The organism is Streptomyces sp. NPDC027672, from assembly GCF_055566335.1.
In genome coordinates this window covers 85,600-102,265 of record NZ_JBVHSO010000005.1, presented here as the reverse complement: position 1 = coordinate 102,265, position 16,666 = coordinate 85,600, and the positions used below count along the sequence as shown (strand labels likewise).

Below are 16,666 nucleotides of genomic sequence, written 5' to 3'. Positions count from 1 at the left end.
ACCGTCGGGCACGCCGAAATACTTCTCGACGCCCCGGAGGATTCCTCACCGCCGGGTGGGACGACAGCGCTTGACAATTCCCTTGCAGCGATGGGCAGCGAAAAAATGATTCCTGCGAATCTGGAACGCGCCGTCTACGGAATGTACGCCACGCACGCTCTGCGAGTCGCGGACGGACAGGGCGTCTTCGCGCACCTGATACGGCACAGCGGCGACAGCGCCGGGAAGATCGCGGCAGCCCTGGCCGTCGACGAGGACACCCTCGAGCGGCTCCTGCTGGTGCTGTCGTCCTTCGGCGTCCTCGACGCGGACGGCGATCGGTACGCGCTCGCGGCGGGCGTACGGCCGTACGTCGACCGCGAGGACCCCCGTTACCTGATGGGGTTCGTCGACCATCTGATCAGCGACACCTCCGAGCAGTTCGGACGGCTGAGCGGCTACCTGCGCGCGGGCAAGGCCGAGAGCGACCGGGACACGCCGGCTCCGTTCGAGGCCCTCTACCGCGACGACGAGTCGGTGGGCCGGTTCCTGAACGCGATGTGGGGCCTCAGCCATCACGTCTCGCACGAACTCGTGGCCCTGGCCGGCCTGAGCGACGCCCGGCGGCTGATCGACGTGGGCGGAGCGAGCGGACCCTTCTCGGTGGCCGCCCTGCACGCCTGCCCACAACTGCGCGCGACCGTGTTCGACCTCCCCCAGGTCCGTCCGCACCTGGCCGCACGAGCCGCCGAGCACAAGGTGGGAGACCGGCTGGACTTCGCGGCCGGCGACTTCTTCCACGACTCGTTGCCGGCCGGCGACTGCCTCGCCTTCGGCTACATCCTGTCCGACTGGGACGACGAGACCTGTGCGACGTTGCTGCGCAAGGCGTACGACGCCTGTCTCCCCGGCGGCCGGGTCCTCGTCATGGAACGGCTCTTCGACGAAGACCGCGGCGGCCCCCTCGCCACGGCCGTCATGAACCTCTCCATGCACGTCGAGACCCGGGGCCGGCACCGCACGGCGACCGAGTACCTGGGCCTGCTGCGTCGTGCCGGCTTCGTGGACGGCACGGTCCGGCGCTCCGGCGGCGACAAGCATCTGATCATCGGCCGGCGGGCCGAGAGCGGGTCCGGGCGGTGAGCGCCGTACCCGCCGTCGCTCCCGTCCCCGCGCGGGAACTGCCCGTCCGCTGCGCCGAGCTGGCTGCCCGGCTGCACGCCACGCCCCTCGCCGAACTGCCCGAGGAGGAGGTCCTTCGGCTGTCCGAGCAGTACGACGCGGCCGTGGCCGGGCCGGACACCGAGGAGAACGAGATCCTGCGGCTGCTGACCCGGCCGTTCAGCCGGCGCCTCGACATACCCGAGTACTACCGCTACACCGGACTGCACGTGACCGGCTGGTACCTCGCCCGGCGGGAGGACGCGTACGAGGCGAGCCTGCTGCTTCTGCACGCGCTCGTGACCGACCTGATCGCGCTGGAGGAGCGCGAGGCCGGGCGGCACGAGACCACGGTCGAGGAGGGCGCGGAACGCGTGCGCCGTCTGACGGCCGTGCTCGACCACCTCGGCCGGTCCCCCGTCGGCCCGGACCGCACCATGGCGGGCGCCGGGCTGGTCCGGCGCGCCGGCCACGACGACGTGCTGGTCCGCGACCTGCTGGTGGTCAACCGGTGCTCGGGATTCCGCTGGTCGGACAAGCACGACGAGCACATCTTCATGCGTGCCGTGCAGGCCTGCGAGATCGCCTTCTTCCTCGTCCGCTGGACCGCGCGCCGCGCGACCGAGGCCATCGGCCGTGACCGCGGCGCGTACCTCCTGCGGATGAGCCAGCTCACCTCGGCGGCCGACTTTTTGAACGTCGTCTTCCACGCGCTGCGCACGCTGACCCCGGAGCTGTTCATGGGCTTCCGGGACGCGACGGGGAGTGCCAGCGCGGTCCAGTCGCTCAACTACCACCTGATGGAGCTGGTGGTGTACGGCTACGACGAACGGAAGGCCGAGATCTACCAGCGGTTCGCGCACCTGGCCCCGGTCGGCAGCCCGCTGCTCCGCGCGTTCACGTCCCTGCGGGACGCCGCGGCCGGCGCCCGCGATGCCGACGTGCGCGAGGCCTTCGCGGCGAGCGAGGCGCCGCTGCACATCTGGCGCGGCCGGCACTACGGGTTCGGCCGCCGCTACCTGCCGGAGATGACGGGGTCCGGCGGCACCGAGGGCGCCGGTTACCTCAAACGCTTCGTCGGAAAAGCCGGACTGCCGTCCGGTGACCGTACGGACGACGCCGGGCACCTGCTCACCCGGTTCGCCTTCTGCTGACGGAGATCACTCGATTCCTATCCCGGCGCCCCGGCGCCGGTGAGTCCCGGCATCGCCGTGGCTCCAAGCACGCTTCGCCCGACACTCGCTTGAGAGGTGCTTGTGAACAGAATGCTGCCGACGGTCTCCGCGGAGAACCTGACCCAGTTCGAGACCCTCGCCCTGTCCAGCTCGATGAACCTCGCCGACGGGCACGCCCGCCAGCAGCTCACGGCCGCGCAGAGCAAAATCGTCGCCGAACTGCCGGACATGTGGGCCGAGGCTGCCGTGCGCCCGGTGGACGAGATCGAGCAGGAGGCCGCCGAGTCGTTCTTCGGCATGCTCGGCCAGCACAGTCATCCGTTCGCCGCCGGCCGGACACTGAGCTGCTACTCGTCCTCGCTGGCCATGGAGATCCTCGCCCGTTCGCTGGTCACCACGTCCGACGCGGTGGCGCTGATCCACCCCACGTTCGACAACATCCCGGACATCCTGCGCGGGGTCGGCCTGCGGCTGGTGCCGGTGGAGGAGGAGCAGGCCCACGACGAGGACCTGCCGGCGGAGCTGCTCGAACAGGTCGGGTGCGTCTTCATCACCACGCCGAACAACCCCACCGGCCGGGTGATGAGCGAGGCCCGCCTGCGCAGGCTCGCCGAGCAGTGCGCCGAGTACGGCGTGGTGCTGGCCCTGGACACCTGCTTCCGGGGGTTCGACCCCGACGCGCAGTTCGATCACTACGCCGTGCTCGACGCGAGCGGCTGCCGCTGGGTGGTCATCGAGGACACCGGCAAGCTGTGGCCCACGCTCGAACTCAAGATCGGCTGGCTGGTCCGCTCGGCCAACGTGGACCTGCCGGTCGAGAAGGTCCACTCGGACATCCTGCTGGGCACCTCGCCGCTGATCCTGCTCATGGTGAAGCGGTTCGCCGACGACGGGGCGGACGGCGGCCTGGCCGAGTTGCAGCGCACGATCGCCGACCACCGGGCCCTGGTGCGTGCCGAGTTGGCGGACGTGCCGGACATCGGTTTCGTCGACGACCGGGCCCGGGTCAGCGTGGAGCGCCTGCACGTCGGCTCGCGGCTGGGCATGGACGTCTGGTCGGCGGTCCGCTCGCAGAACCTCTACGTGCTGCCCTGCCAGAAGTTCCACTGGGCGAGGCCGCGCGAGGGCGAGCGGATGCTGCGCCTGGCCCTGTCCCGGAACTCCCCCACCCTGCTCGCGGGCGCGCGGGTGCTGCGCTCGGCCCTGCTGGGCGTGCCGGAGCTGCGGGGCTGATGGTGCGACCGGACACGACCGTCTCCCCGCTTCCGCAGGCCCGGTGGTGGCGTGCGGGAGTGGTGCAGGCCGTCTCCCCGCCCGGCGTCATCGACCTCGGGCCCGGCTACCTCGAACCGGCTCTGCTGGCGGTCGACGAGGTGCTGCCGCTCTACGCGGAGGCCCTCACCATGTTCGGCCCCGCGGCGCTCAGTTACGGCGCGAACGCCGGAGCCGAGCCACTGCGCGCCTCGCTGGCCGCCCGGCACGGCTGCACGGCCGAGGAGATCATGGTCACCGCCGGCAGCTCCCAGGCGCTGACCTTGCTGTGCACCGTACTGGGGCGGCCCGGCCGGTTCGCCGTGGTCGAGCGTACGTGCTACGACCTGGGCCGGAGCATCATGACGGACCACGGTCTGCGCCTGCGGGAAGTGGACGCCGACGGCGAGGGCGTACGGCCCGAGGCCCTGGACCGGGCCCTGTCCCACGGCGACGACGTGGCGTTCGTCTATCTGACGCCGACCTTCCACAACCCGACCGGCACGGTCGCGGGCGTACAGCGCCGCCGGGAGCTGCTCGCCGTCGCCGCCCGGCACGGCGTGCCGATCGTGGAGGACGACGCGTACACGGAACTGGGCCTGGACCGCCCCGCCCCGCCGCCCTCGCTCGCCGCGCTGGCCGCGCGCCGGGGGGTGATCCGGCTCGGGTCGTTCGCCAAGACACTCGGGCCGGGCCTGCGGCTGGGCTGGCTGGAGGCGGGACCCGGCCTGATCGACACGCTGGCCGGGCGCGGACAACTGGTCAGTGGCGGCGCGCTCAACCATCTGACCTCGCTGGCCGTGTCCATGCTGATGGGGGACGGCCGCTACGAACGGCGCCTGGCGTGGCTGCGTGGGCAGCTCCGGCTGCGGCGCGAGGCGCTCGTGGCCGCCCTGCGGTCCGGCCTGGACGAGTCGGTGACCGTCAGCCGTCCGGCCGGCGGCTTCTTCGTCTGGCTGACCTTCGACCCGCGGCGCAGCGAGGCGGCGCTGCTCGCCGCGGCCGGCCGGGCAGGCGTCGCGGTGGCACCGGGCTCCCGCTTCGGCAGCGCGGTCGGCACTCATCTGCGCCTCGCGTACAGCCTCAACCCGCCCGACCGTCTGGCGGAGGCGGCCGCGCGGCTCGCCGCCGCCTGGAGAACGGAGGAAACACCTCGATGACCACTTCCGTCGCCAGCAGCCTGCGCGGCTACAGCCTTCCGCTCTCCCCGTCCGGTACGTCGGCCACGCTCACTCCCCCGCCGTGGCACTTCTCCGGCGAGATCGTCATGGTCGACTACCACGTGGATCCCGCGGCGGCGGCGCTGTTCCTCCCGCCCGAGCTCGACCCCGGCGCCGATCCGGGGCAGGCCGCCGCGGTCTTCGCGCACTGGCAGTGGTGCTCGGAGCCGGGCACCGAACTCGCCGACCCGGGGGCCAGCCAGTTCAGCGAGTTCCTGATCCTGCTCGGCTGCGAGTACCGCGGCCGCCCCCTGGCCCGGTGCCCTTACGCCTGGGTCGACCAGCCCGTGCCGCTGCTGCGCGGCTGGGTGCAGGGAATGCCGAAGCAGTTCGGCGAGGTGCATCAGACCCGGCCGATGCGCGTCGGCAAAGCGGGGCCCCTGGGCTCTGCCGCGGGCGCCTATCACGGCACCGCCGCGGCCGGAGGCCGCCGCATCGCCCACGCCTCGGTGCACGTGACCGGCCCGGCCGCCGAACCGCCGGCGCTGCACACCGTGCCGCTGGTGCACAGCCGGGTCCAGTCGCCCTGGCTCGCCGGTGAGCAGCCGCCCGTGGAGCTGGTGACCTCGACCGTCACCGGAGTCGAGTTCTCCGAGGTGTGGTCGGGCGACGCGAGTCTCGAGATGTTCGACGTCCTGGACGCGGACTTCGCCTCGCTGCGGCCGGTCTCGGTCGGCCGTGGTCACGTGTTCGGATACGCCGAGACACTCGTCTCCGGCCAGGCACTCGCCTGAAACCCCTCCCGGAAGGAGCAGCACATGACGAACCCGTTCGACGACCCTGACGCGACCTTCAAGGTGCTGGTCAACGAGGAAGGCCAGCATTCGCTCTGGCCCGCTTTCGCCGCCGTCCCCGAGGGGTGGTCGGTCGCGCTGCCCGACACGGACCGCGACACCTGCCTCGCGTACGTCGAGGAGCACTGGACCGACATGCGCCCGAAGAGCCTGGCCGACCGCATGGCCTCGCGCTGATGGGTGTCGCGACCGTCGGCGGCATCCGGCTGCACTACGACGACCCCGTACCCGACGGCGGCGCAGGCGGGGAGCCGGTCGTCCTGGTCATGGGCTCCGGCGGTCGCGGCCGGACCTGGCATCTGTACCAGGTGCCGGCGCTCACCGCGTCCGGCTATCGAGTGATCACGTACGACTCCCGGGGTGTGCCCCCCAGCGACCCCGCCGAGGCGGGGTTGACGGTCGGCGATCTCGCAGCCGACCTGGCCGGGCTCATCGAGCACCTGGGGGCCGGGCCGTGCCGCCTGGTGGGCACGTCGCTCGGCGCGCACGTGGTGCAGGAGCTGCTGCTGACCCGGCCCGATCTGGCCACCGCCGCCGTGCTGATGGCCACCCGCGGCCGCGACGACCGCCTGCGCGCGGCCGCCGCCCGGGCCGAGATCGAGCTGCTGGATTCCGGCATCACGCTGCCGCGCCGCTATCACGCGGCCCGGCAGGCGATGCTGAACCTGTCCCCGCACACGCTCGACGACGACCTCGCGGTGTCCGACTGGCTCCCGGTGTTCGAGCAGTCGCAGTCGACCGGCCCCGGACTACGGCACCAGCTCGCCATCGCGCCGGACCCCGGTCGCCTCGCGGCCTACGCCGCGATCACCACGCCGTGCCTGGTCCTCGGCTTCGCGGACGACCTCGTCACGCCCCCGCACCTGGTCGCCGAGGTGGCGCGCGCCATCCCCGGCGCCGTCTACCGGCTGATCGACCACGCGGGTCACTACGGGTACCTGGAGCAACCGGAGGAGGTGAACCGGCAGATCCTCGCGTTCTTCGACGGCGTCGGCGAGCGACGGGACTGACCTGGCCGGAATCCCTCCATCGCACGGCCGGCCGACCCGATGCGAAGTAACATCCTGCGCGGGGGAGGGAGGCCGGCGTGGAGGAGTGGGCCCTGCCAACTGCTGTGACGCGTCGTGATGATGCCGGTGCCGACCGTGGGGCACCTGATGCCGCTGTGACGCGTCGTGACGACGGTGGTGGTCCCTCCGCTCTGCTGCGCTTACCGTCGGTGCTGGCCGAACGGTTCGTGGTGGTCCGGGAGTTGCCGCACCAGGGGCGAGAGGCGGATGTGCTGCTGGTCCGCGACGCGGCGGGGGGCGAGTTCGTCGCGAAGGTGTACCGCAGCGGGGTGCGGGTCGCTCCCGAGGTCTGGGAGCGGTTGCGGGGACTGGACACCGGCCATGTGGTGCGGGTGGTCGAGACGGGGTTCTCGGACGGGCGCGACTTCGAGGTGTCGGAGTATCTCCCCGGAGGGTCGCTGGAGGACCTGGTCGGGGCTGGGACCGTACTGTCGCCGGCTGTCCTGTCCGGGCTCGTCTCCCAGTTGACGGAGGCGGTCGGGCAGTTGCACGCGGCGGGGATCGTGCACGGCGATCTGAAACCGTCCAACGTGCTCCTGCGCCGGAGGGAACCACTGGAACTGGCGCTGGCGGACTTCGGTGTGAGCAAGTCCCTGGACGCGACGTCCCGGTTCACGCAACGCGTGTTCGGGACGCTGGCGTATTCGGCACCGGAGTACGTGTTCGGCGCGGAGGTGTCCGGTGCACAGGACTGGTGGGCGGTGGGGATGATCACCCGGCAACTGGCCACCGGCCGCTCACCGTTCCGGGACCTGTCGGAGCAGGCCGTCCGGCATCATCTGGCGACTCGGCCGGTCGATGTCTCGGATGTGGCGGACGAACGGTTACGGCTGCTGTGCAGGGGGCTGCTGGTCAGGGACCCGGTCCGGCGGTGGGGTGCCGCCGAGGTGCGCGGGTGGCTCGACGGCGGCACCCCGGAGGTGGCGGAGGAGCCACCGGCTCCCGGCACCGAACCGGTGAGCGCCACCGGTCTCAGGCCCCTGCGGTTCCACGGGGTGAAGTACACCGAGAGAAGGGCACTGGCCCGGGCACTGGCAGCGGACTGGGAGACCGCCGCACGCCGGTTCTTCGTGTCCATGGGAGACCGGGACGACCCCAGCCAGGGCTGGCGCCAACTGCGCACCTGGCTGGCGCAGTTCGAGGATCCCGACCGCGACGACGTCGAAGACCTCGTGGACCTGATCGACCTCCACCTCCCGGGAACCGACCCGCCGGACGTGAAGCTGCTGCGCCTGCTGCACTGGCTCGATCCGACGATGCCACCCGTGTACCGCGGCAAGCGCCTGCTCCCCGACGATCTGCTCACCCTCGCCGAACACGCCTCGTCCGCCCACGACGAGGCCGGGCGCCGGACCGCACGCGGGCTCGTCGACGAGTTGTACACCCGCGACCTGCTCGCCACCCTTGCGACGTTCGGCGAAGGCGCTCACCAGCTCGCCGGCGTAGACCGTCGTTGGCGTGATCTGCATGCCCGGTGGGAACGGCTGCGGGAGTCGGCCGCGCTGCCGTCCAGGATCCGCAAAGAGCTCATGGGCGCCGAGATCCGCGTGGAGGCGCTGGCCATCGCGGTGTCCCCGGAATGGGCCCGGGCGCTACGACAGCGGATCGAAGCCGCCGCGGCGCCCGTACGCGGCAAGACCGGCTGGTTCGACGCGCTGCTGGCCGAGGGCGGCGACCCCGTCCGTCACCTGGCAGCCACGCGCACGCTGCCGACGGCTGTCGCCGAAGCCCGCCGCCTGGAGGAGCTGCGCCGCGCGCACGCAGCCGCGGCGACGGATCATCCACCCGAGTGGCAGGACCCCGGGGACCGCGGCCGGTCCGGCACCCGGGAGGCGGTGCTGCGCGCCCTCGGCGGGGTGGCCCTGCTGTTCGCCCTGCCCGTCGGTGTGCCGCTGCTGCTGGGAACCCTGATCGGCGACGGGGACTTCCTGCAGCGGTTCATCCCGGCCGCCACGGTGATCTGCGGTGTCCCGCTCGCCTGCGAACTGGTGCTGGCGGCGAAGCTGGGACAGGTCTACCACCCGCGGTGGTCCCTGCAGTCCCGCCTCGCCGGCATCTTCCGCGGCCTGCCCGGCCGGCGGCACACCCTGGCAACGCATCTGTGGCCCATGCGCAGGCGCACGAAGGTCCTGGGCGGGGGCTGCCTCCTGTATATGGCCATCGGCACCGTGACCTGGGTGATCGTCACCCTGCGGGTGTGGTCACCGGTTCCCCTCGTGGTCGCGGCGGGGTACGGGCTCTGGACCTTCGTCCGCTACCGGGAGGGGCGCACAGCGCACCAGGCACAGCGGACCCAGCCTCTGGGGGAGCGATGAGCGGGCCCAAATGCACGACGTACCGGCGTGACCGGTCCCTCACCGCCGCGGCGTTGCGCGCGGCCGCACGAGACGCCGCGGTGCGCGAGGCCACGCGACGCCGTGCGGAAGCCGCCCGCGAGGCAGCCCTCCAGGCCGCGGCCGCCCGGGACGCGGCGGTACGCGGGGTGAAGACACGCAACGCTCGCATCACGGCCCTCTCCGTGTCCTGCCAGGACCTCAGGGAGCAGTACGGTGCCGCCATCGTCGTGACGCCTCCCGAGCCCTTGCAGATCGGCACGCAGTCCACGTCCCGGCTGGAAGCCTGGTGCGCCGAGGCCGACCGCGCGCTGGCCGCCGCGGAGCGGGAACTGCGGGAACAGGCCGCTCGCGCCGTCGCGGCCGCTCTGTTCTCCAGCGTGACCGGGCACACCGCCGAGCGCCGTCTGACCGACGCCGCCGAGCTGTTCGCGGCGTACGCAGAGGACACCGAGGACGCAGAGGACACAGCCGCGCGCGAGGATGTCGGACAGACCCTGACCCGGGTCCTGTCGCGCCTCCTCCCGGACTGCGACGAGGGCCACCGGGCGGAGGCTCGGCAGGCCGCCGCGCGGGTGGCCGAGGCGGCCACCGCCGACGAAGCACGCACCTGGCTGACCGAGACGAGGCTCCGGGTCCAGCGTGCCAATGCCGCCGCGGAGGCCGGGCGACGCGAGGCCGGCGAAGCGATCGCGCTCCTGCACGACCTCCAGGACGCCCGGGCAGCGGACGCGGACCCGGTGCGGGCCCTGCTCACGGAGGTCGTGGCCGGCCGCCGTACCCTCGACGAGCCGCTGCGCCGGCGCGTGGCCGACTGCCAGGCCGCGGCCGAAGCGGAAGCCGAGCAGCAGTACGTGGTCAACACGGTGGCCGACGCCCTCACCGACCTCGGCTACCAGGTCAGCCAGGGATTCGAGACGCTCACCGTCGCCGACGGCACCCTGCGCCTGTCACGGAGTGAATGGCCCGAGCACGCGGTCAACCTGGTGGTCGACCAGCAGAGCGGTCAGCTACGTACCGCGGTGGTGCGCACCGTTGCCGGAGGCGACGACGACGCCGCGCACACCGACGTCGAACGAGAGGAACAGTGGTGTCAGGACTTCCATGAACTGCGGGGCCGCCTCGCCCAGGCGGGGCTGAGCACGGACGTCCAGGTCGCGGTCCCGCCCGGACAGGTTCCCGTGCCCCTGGCCGTCTCCCCGGTCGCCCCGGACACGCGGGCCCGGCCCAGGCACCGGGAGAGTGACCGGTGACCCGCCCGACGGACCGCACCCGCGCCTCCGACGGATCGGCGCCGGCGGGGCCGTCGTTCGTCAGGGAGTTCGAGGCGACTCTTCCCGTGCACTCGCAGTTCGTGCTGTGGGGGAACCGCCATGACAGCTTCCTGTTCCGGGAGTCCGCCGACGCACGCCCCCGTCTGCTGTCCTTGCCCGACCTGCTCTGGGAGACGCTCCGTACGAACGGATACGCGTTCCTGCTCGTGCACGACCCCGTCGACGGCCTCCGGGTGCACCTGCCGGCCGGTGCCACGGCCGAGGAGGCCGGTCGGGCCGAGGCGGCCGTGGCCCGGCTGCTTCCCCGGTTCCCCCGGCCGGGAACACGTCCCTCGCTGGAGACCCTGCGCGGCCTGATGGCCGAACTGGCCCGCCCCGCACAGCCGGTCCGGGCGGCGCTGGCGATCGACGACGCCTCCCGCATCGCGCGCAGCGCGACGGACATGGAGCCGAACGAGCGGAGCTTCTTCAGGTTCTGTGCCGGGCTCTCCCGGACCGCCGTTCCGGTGGGTGCGCCGAGCGGACGTACGACCCCGCTCTACAACCCGGTGATCTGGCTGGCGGACCGTGAGGGCGATCTGCCGGCCTGGCTCACGTCGGCCAACGACCAGGTGCGGTCCATCGGGGTCCCGGTTCCGGATCTGGGCGACCGGCAGGCCACCGCGCGCCTGCTGATGAAGCTCTTCGGCGTCACGGACCTCGGCGCCGACCCACAGGCGTCCGAGGTGTGCGACGCGTTCGCGGCCCAGACGGACGGACTCACTCTGCAGGCGATGATCGAGGTCACGCGGCTGGCCCGGGACCGCGGCCTGACGATGACGGAGCTTCCGGACGCGATCCGCATCTACAAACTCGGCGTCATGGACAACCCCTGGAAGCGGGAGTACCTCCGCAGACGGATCACGGACGGCCAGCACTCGATCCCGCGGCGCGTCGTCGGACAGCCGCAGGCCGTCACCAAGACCCTCGACATCCTGAAGCGGGCAGCCCTCGGGCTGTCCGGCGCGCAGCAGTCCACGTCCTCCACCCGGCCGCGCGGCGTGCTGTTCTTCGCCGGCCCCACGGGCGTCGGCAAGACCGAACTGGCCAAGGCCGTCTCGTCGTTGGTCTTCGCGGACGAGTCCGCCTATCTGCGGTTCGACATGAGCGAGTTCTCCGCGGAGCACGCCGGGGACCGGCTGATCGGGGCACCGCCCGGGTACGTCGGCTTCGAGGCGGGCGGCGAACTGACCAACGCGGTGCGGCAACAGCCGTTCCGGGTGATCCTCTTCGACGAGATCGAGAAGGCCCATCCGCGGATCCTGGACAAGTTCCTGCAGATCCTCGAAGACGGCCGGCTGACGGACGGGCGCGGCTCGACGGTGCACTTCACCGAGTCCGTCCTCGTGTTCACCTCCAACCTCGGTATGAACGTGGACGACGGCAGCGGCCGGCTCGTGCCCCACGTCCACCCCGACATGCCGTACGACGAGATCGAGGAGCGCGTGAAAGCGGCGATCAGCGACCACTTCACCCGGGTCCTCGGCCGGCCCGAGCTGCTCAACCGCTTCGGGGACAACATCGTGGTGTTCAACTTCATCGACCACGAGGCGGCCACCCGCATCTTCGGCCTCCAGCTCGACAACATCATCTCCAGGGTCCACGAGGAACAGCGCATCGTCCTGGAGGTGGACCCCGAGGCCCGGGCCGCACTGCAGAAGTCCTGCACCGGCAATCCGCACATGGGCGGCCGGGGCATCGGCATGGCCCTGGAATCGCAGTTCGTCAATCCCCTCGCCCGGGCCCTGTTCGACCGCGGCTCGGCGGCCGGCGCACACGTCCGGGTGACCCGCCTGCGGCGCGAGGGCGATATCGTCTCCGTGGAGCTGGCATGACGGACTCCCCCGCCGCTCCCCGCCCCGTCGAGCTGATGCTGAACAAGGCGCACTACCCGGTGACCTCGCTGGGCCCCGGGACCCGGGCGGGCATCTGGACGCAAGGCTGCACGATCGGGTGTGCCGGCTGCGTCTCCCAGGACACCTGGACGGCCGACCCGGGCACGCTCGTGGACCTCGCGGCACTCCAGGCCTGGCTTTCCGGTCTGCCCGATCCGCTCGACGGGATCACCGTCTCGGGAGGAGAGCCGTTCCAGCAGCCGGAGGCACTCGCGGCGCTCCTGGAGTGGGTCCGCGCCTGGCGCCGCGAGCGGCCCGCGCCCCTGGACGTGCTCGTCTACAGCGGGTACTCCCTCGCCCGGCTGGAGAGGGAGCACGCCCCGCTCCTCCGCCAGTGCGACGCGGTGATCACCGGCCCGTACGTCGAGCACCTCAACACTCCGGGACTGCGCTGGAGAGGTTCGAGCAACCAGCGCCTGACCGCGCTGACCGATCTCGGGCGCGAGCGGTACGAGGGGACCGGCTCCGTCGACTCGGCACCGCCCATGCAGGTCGCGGTGGCCGACGGCCGCATCTGGTTCATCGGCGTACCCCGCCGGGGCGACATGGACCGCCTGGGCTCCCGGCTCCGCTCGGCCGGCATCACCCTGGAAGAGGTGTCATGGCGCAGCTGATCTGTCTGTCCTGCGGCCTGGAGGCGGAGGAGGACGATCTCGTCTGCCGGGGATGCTCCGGGAACCTCAGCCGTCCCGCCGTCGCCCGGTACCCCCTGCCCGGGCAGCCCCCGCACCCGCCGGCGGCCGGGCCGGAGACCTCGGGGGCGGTGGGCGAGGGCGATCCGGCCGAGGAGGGGCAGCCCCGGGTCTGCCCGCACTGCGGGGCCCCGGTTCCGGTGCCGGCCAATCAGGTGTGCGTGGCCTGCCAGCGGATGCTGGACGAGCCGCGCCCGTCCCGGACCGCCGGCTCCGGCGAGCGGGCCGCGGACGTGCAGGCGACCCGCCACGATGTGCCCACCACCGTCCTGCGGATCCGGTTCGGGGCGGTGGAGCGCACCGTGACGCCGGGCAGCACGCTGCTCCTCGGCCGCGCTCCGGCCGCCTACACGACGCACAGCCTGCTGGAACGCCACGACAACGTCTCCCGTCAGCACGCGACCGTCGGTCTGGAACCGGACGGCACCGCATGGGTGCGGGACGAGCACTCCACCAACGGCACCTTCGTGAACAGCAGCCCGGTCAGCCCCGGTGCGCGGACGCCCCTGCGGGACGGCGACGTTCTGCGGCTGGCCGCGGACTGCACGCTCTCGATCACCGTCGATCAGCCGGGTGAAGCGGACCGGCGGTGACCAGGTCCCGGGAATCGGCCGGGGTGTCCAGCACCGCGACGACCCGGGAACCACAGTGGGCGGCCGCTCACTGAATACCGGGGCCGGCCGGGCCGACGCGGTGCTCTGCCGCACCGGTTCAGTCGCACCCCTTGGCGCTGTCGGCCGTGACCGCCTTGGCCGTGTACGGGCACTGGAAGCCGATCCACCGCAGCTCCTCCCACAGTTGTGACCAGGGCTTCAGCGGGCCACGGCACACCATGAACTTCTGGCCGTCGTCGGACACGGGCAGGTCGTTCTCGTACGCGCCGCGCTTCTCGCACGACTGGAAGAGCTTGCCGAACTGCTTCGAGTCCACGCCGATGGTGATCACGGTCGTCTTGTCCTCGCCGGGCCGGCCGAAGTCGGCGTACGAGTTGTGGCCGCTGTACGCCTTCGGCAGCCCGTACTGCGGCCCCCACTTGTCGATCGCGCCGGCCTGGCCGTAGTGGTTGCCGTAAATGACGGTGTGGGCCTGCTCGTCCGGCGGCAGCGAGTGGTAGATGGCGCCCACCTGCCGGGTCATCGCGGGCCAGCCGGCCTGGTCGAACTGCGTGATGGCCGCGCTGCTGAGGACGGCGTTGCCCGCGTACGCGTCGATCGGGAGCGTCGGCAGCAGCAGGATCGCGCAGCTCACCGCGTTGAGCCCGGTCAGCCCGCCGATCACCGCGAACCGCTTGACGCTGCGCGCCCACCGGTCGACGACCACGGCCCCCGCGGCGAGGAGGACGTACTGCAGCGAGGTCGTGTAGGCGCCCTGCCCGCCCACGGCCAGCAGCAGGACCACCATCAGCAGGTACGACCAGCCGACGAACCGGTAGGCCCGCCACTCGGGACGGCGCAGCAGCGCGACCAGCCCGGCGATCCACACCGGGCTCAGGAAGATGCCGACGAGGAGGAGCTGCATCGGGACGAAGGTGCTGCGGGACAGGGTCTCCAGCGCCTTGGACAGCGCGGCGCTCATCTCCAGTTGGGGCAGGCCGTGCGTGATCTGCCAGATCAGCACCGGCGAGGCGATGGCCACGGCCACGCCGACGGCGGCCGGGAAACGCCAGGTCCGGAAGACCCACCGCGGACCGGACACCAGCAGCGCGGCCCCGAGGCAGAGGAGCAGGAGAACCAGCAGGTACTTCGCGGTGAGGCCGACGCCGACCACGACGCCGATCGCCCACCACAGCCGGGTGTCGCGGGTGCGCACCATCCGGATCAGCAGCCAGGACACCGTGACCCAGGACAGCTCGTCCCAGTTGTTCGTGCCCATGATGTGGCCGGTGAACATGACCACGCCCGAGGCGAACGCCATGCACGCCGCGAGTGTCTGCGCCCGGGAGCCGCCGCCCAGTTCGCGGGCGATCAGCGGGGCGAGCAGCACGGCGACGGAGGCCAGCAGCGCCGGCACCACGCGGAAGCCGAAGAGGTTGTCCCCGAACACCGCCGTCTCGGCCTTCGCGACGAGCGCCACGAGCGGCGGCTGGTCGATGTAGCCCCACGCGAGATGGCGGCTCGCCACCCGGGTGTACAGCTCGTCCACGTGGTAACCGTGCCGGGTGGCCAGCGCCAGCAGGCACACCGTCATCGCGGCGGCGGTCAGCGACACCGGCCGCCACGGCACGGGGGTCGGCCGGTCCGGCGGCGGGGACGCCTCTTGTTCCGGGGAAGCCGTCGCTGTCGCGGAAGTCATAAGGGACTCCGTTCCGTAGTGGCTCGCTGCCGTGCCGGTGCCGGACACGACTCAGCGCTCCACTATCGACGCGTGCACGGCTGTCCTCCACGAACTTGAACCGTGCCGACAATGCGCAGGCCGTGGGCTACGCCGGGGACGGGACGCGGCTGGCCTCGGAGTTTCGTCCACGGGGCAACTTCGTGGCGATGGCCGCCCCGCCGCCGGGAGACTCGGTGACGTCCGCTGCCGTCACGCGGGAAAGGCACGGCATGACCGCATCCCTGTCGCGCAACCGGAACTACCGCATCCTCTGGTCCGGCATGTTCCTGTCCGAGATGGCCGCCGAGATCGCGTACATCGCGTTCCCGCTGCTCGTGCTCGCCCACGGGGGCTCGGCGGCCGCGGTCTCCGGCGTCGCCGCGGTGCTCGCCGGCGCCCGTACGCTCGTCAGCCTGCCCGCCGGAGCGCTGGCCGACCGTGTACACCGCAAGCGGGTGATGGTGCTGGCCCAGAGCATCCGTACGGCGGCGATGCTCGGTGTCGCCGTCACCGTCCTGCTGGGCACCTGCCCGCTGTGGCAGATCCTGCTCGTAGCGGTCGTCGAAGGGGCGGCCGCCGGCGTCTTCGTACCGGCCGAGAACGCGGCCCTGCCCCAGGTCGTACCGGAGCACCAGTTGCCCCAAGCGCTGGCGGGCAACGCGGCCCGGCCGTTCGCCGCGCTGCTGATCGGTCCTGCGCTGGCCGGCTTCACGTTCGGGCTGCACGAGGTGCTGCCGTTCGCGCTGAACACGTCGGTGCTCGCGGTGTCGTTCGGGGCACTGGCGGCGCTGCACCTGCCGCGCCGTGCCGCCGGGCCCTCGGCCGGTGAGGCAACCGCGGCGGCCGCCGCGCCCCGGCCCGGCGGGTTCGGGCCGCTGCTGCGGATGCGCACCATACGGGCGACGATGGCCTGGATCGTCGGCGTGAACCTCTCGTTCCACACCCTGGTCGTGCTCGTCCTCATCGTGTCGGGCGAGGACGGCGTCGCGCCCGGGCAGATGGGCCTGATGATGACGTGCTTCGGCGCGGGCGGCTTGGCCGGCGCCCTGGCCGCCAACCGGCTGCACGCGGCGGCACTGTCGCCGGCGGTGCTCGTCATCGGCTCGACCTGGGTCTTCGCCGCCGTCGCGGGCGCCATGGCGTACGCACCGCGCGGCGTGCCGCTCGGCATCCTGCTGGGCGTGGCCGCGATGGCCATGCCGGTCGGGAGCACCGCCGTGATCACCTGCCAGCTGGCGGCCGTGCCCGACGGCTTGCGCGGACGCCTGTCCGGTCTGGTCGGTACCGGCTCCGAACTGGCCGCCACGGCCGGCCCCGTCACCGCCGGTGTGCTGGCCACCGCCACCCGGGACGGCTCCCTGAGCATTCTGGGCGCGTCCGCGCTGCTGGTGGTCGTCGCCACCGGCGTCACCTCCAGCCCGACCCTGCGCCGTCTCGCGCTGCCCCGGCCGTCGGCCGCGTGACCGCCGG

14 protein-coding genes are annotated in these 16,666 nt (G+C 72.3%); 13 read left to right on the top strand and 1 reads right to left on the bottom strand.

Annotation, left to right across the window (positions count from 1 at the left end):
- Positions 1-105 precede the first annotated feature (105 nt).
- The 12 genes from ACZ4SV_RS14355 to ACZ4SV_RS14300 all read left to right on the top strand — a co-directional run bounded on the left by ACZ4SV_RS14355 (position 106) and on the right by ACZ4SV_RS14300 (position 13,476).
- Entirely contained in the window at positions 106-1,122 is a 1,017-nt protein-coding gene (locus ACZ4SV_RS14355; RefSeq protein WP_468004303.1) for a methyltransferase, read from the top strand.
- Positions 1,119-2,294, top strand: coding sequence for a tryptophan 2,3-dioxygenase family protein (locus ACZ4SV_RS14350; protein ID WP_468004301.1), 1,176 nt, complete (start codon positions 1,119-1,121; stop codon positions 2,292-2,294). The genes ACZ4SV_RS14355 and ACZ4SV_RS14350 overlap by 4 nt, the downstream gene beginning before the upstream one ends.
- A gap of 96 nt (positions 2,295-2,390) precedes the next feature.
- Entirely contained in the window at positions 2,391-3,548 is a 1,158-nt protein-coding gene (gene mppP, locus ACZ4SV_RS14345; protein ID WP_397979555.1) for an enduracididine biosynthesis enzyme MppP, read from the top strand.
- Positions 3,548-4,726 (top strand): aminotransferase class I/II-fold pyridoxal phosphate-dependent enzyme, encoded by a 1,179-nt coding sequence (locus tag ACZ4SV_RS14340; protein ID WP_468004299.1) that lies wholly within the window; start codon positions 3,548-3,550, stop codon positions 4,724-4,726. Before mppP ends, ACZ4SV_RS14340 begins: the two co-directional genes overlap by 1 nt.
- Entirely contained in the window at positions 4,723-5,520 is a 798-nt protein-coding gene (gene mppR, locus ACZ4SV_RS14335; protein ID WP_365941909.1) for an enduracididine biosynthesis enzyme MppR, read from the top strand. The genes ACZ4SV_RS14340 and mppR overlap by 4 nt, the downstream gene beginning before the upstream one ends.
- Before the next feature lie 24 nt (positions 5,521-5,544).
- Positions 5,545-5,757, top strand: a complete 213-nt coding sequence (locus ACZ4SV_RS14330) for an MbtH family protein (protein ID WP_468004297.1) — start codon at positions 5,545-5,547, stop codon at positions 5,755-5,757.
- Positions 5,757-6,590: an alpha/beta fold hydrolase gene (locus ACZ4SV_RS14325; protein WP_468004295.1), complete on the top strand. Its 834-nt coding sequence runs from the start codon at positions 5,757-5,759 to the stop codon at positions 6,588-6,590. The genes ACZ4SV_RS14330 and ACZ4SV_RS14325 overlap by 1 nt, the downstream gene beginning before the upstream one ends.
- Before the next feature lie 155 nt (positions 6,591-6,745).
- A complete protein-coding gene (locus tag ACZ4SV_RS14320; protein WP_468004293.1) occupies positions 6,746-8,965 on the top strand; it encodes a serine/threonine-protein kinase in 2,220 nt (739 codons plus the stop codon).
- Positions 8,962-10,236 (top strand): hypothetical protein, encoded by a 1,275-nt coding sequence (locus ACZ4SV_RS14315; RefSeq protein ID WP_468004291.1) that lies wholly within the window; start codon positions 8,962-8,964, stop codon positions 10,234-10,236. Before ACZ4SV_RS14320 ends, ACZ4SV_RS14315 begins: the two co-directional genes overlap by 4 nt.
- Entirely contained in the window at positions 10,233-12,131 is a 1,899-nt protein-coding gene (locus tag ACZ4SV_RS14310) for an AAA family ATPase (protein ID WP_468004289.1), read from the top strand. Before ACZ4SV_RS14315 ends, ACZ4SV_RS14310 begins: the two co-directional genes overlap by 4 nt.
- Positions 12,128-12,805 (top strand): 4Fe-4S single cluster domain-containing protein, encoded by a 678-nt coding sequence (locus ACZ4SV_RS14305; protein ID WP_468004287.1) that lies wholly within the window; start codon positions 12,128-12,130, stop codon positions 12,803-12,805. The genes ACZ4SV_RS14310 and ACZ4SV_RS14305 overlap by 4 nt, the downstream gene beginning before the upstream one ends.
- Positions 12,793-13,476, top strand: a complete 684-nt coding sequence (locus ACZ4SV_RS14300; RefSeq protein ID WP_468004285.1) for an FHA domain-containing protein — start codon at positions 12,793-12,795, stop codon at positions 13,474-13,476. Before ACZ4SV_RS14305 ends, ACZ4SV_RS14300 begins: the two co-directional genes overlap by 13 nt.
- Before the next feature lie 118 nt (positions 13,477-13,594).
- Here the strand turns inward: ACZ4SV_RS14300 and ACZ4SV_RS14295 are convergent, their stop codons facing one another.
- A complete protein-coding gene (locus tag ACZ4SV_RS14295) occupies positions 13,595-15,175 on the bottom strand; it encodes a glycosyltransferase family 39 protein (protein WP_468004283.1) in 1,581 nt (526 codons plus the stop codon).
- Positions 15,176-15,426: 251 nt separating this feature from the next.
- Between ACZ4SV_RS14295 and ACZ4SV_RS14290 the strand changes: the two genes are divergently transcribed.
- On the top strand, positions 15,427-16,659 hold the full coding sequence (locus ACZ4SV_RS14290) for an MFS transporter (RefSeq protein WP_468004281.1): 1,233 nt from the start codon (positions 15,427-15,429) through the stop codon (positions 16,657-16,659).
- Positions 16,660-16,666: the final 7 nt, after the last annotated feature.

Coding starts and splice junctions, on each gene's coding strand:
- ACZ4SV_RS14305 (WP_468004287.1), top strand. CDS start 12,128: ATGACGGACTCCCCCGCCGCTCCCCGCCCCGTCGAGCTGATGCTGAAC.
- ACZ4SV_RS14315 (WP_468004291.1), top strand. CDS start 8,962: ATGAGCGGGCCCAAATGCACGACGTACCGGCGTGACCGGTCCCTCACC.
- ACZ4SV_RS14325 (WP_468004295.1), top strand. CDS start 5,757: ATGGGTGTCGCGACCGTCGGCGGCATCCGGCTGCACTACGACGACCCC.
- mppR (WP_365941909.1), top strand. CDS start 4,723: ATGACCACTTCCGTCGCCAGCAGCCTGCGCGGCTACAGCCTTCCGCTC.
- ACZ4SV_RS14295 (WP_468004283.1), bottom strand. CDS start 15,175: ATGACTTCCGCGACAGCGACGGCTTCCCCGGAACAAGAGGCGTCCCCG.
- ACZ4SV_RS14300 (WP_468004285.1), top strand. CDS start 12,793: ATGGCGCAGCTGATCTGTCTGTCCTGCGGCCTGGAGGCGGAGGAGGAC.
- ACZ4SV_RS14355 (WP_468004303.1), top strand. CDS start 106: ATGATTCCTGCGAATCTGGAACGCGCCGTCTACGGAATGTACGCCACG.
- ACZ4SV_RS14330 (WP_468004297.1), top strand. CDS start 5,545: ATGACGAACCCGTTCGACGACCCTGACGCGACCTTCAAGGTGCTGGTC.
- ACZ4SV_RS14290 (WP_468004281.1), top strand. CDS start 15,427: ATGACCGCATCCCTGTCGCGCAACCGGAACTACCGCATCCTCTGGTCC.
- ACZ4SV_RS14340 (WP_468004299.1), top strand. CDS start 3,548: ATGGTGCGACCGGACACGACCGTCTCCCCGCTTCCGCAGGCCCGGTGG.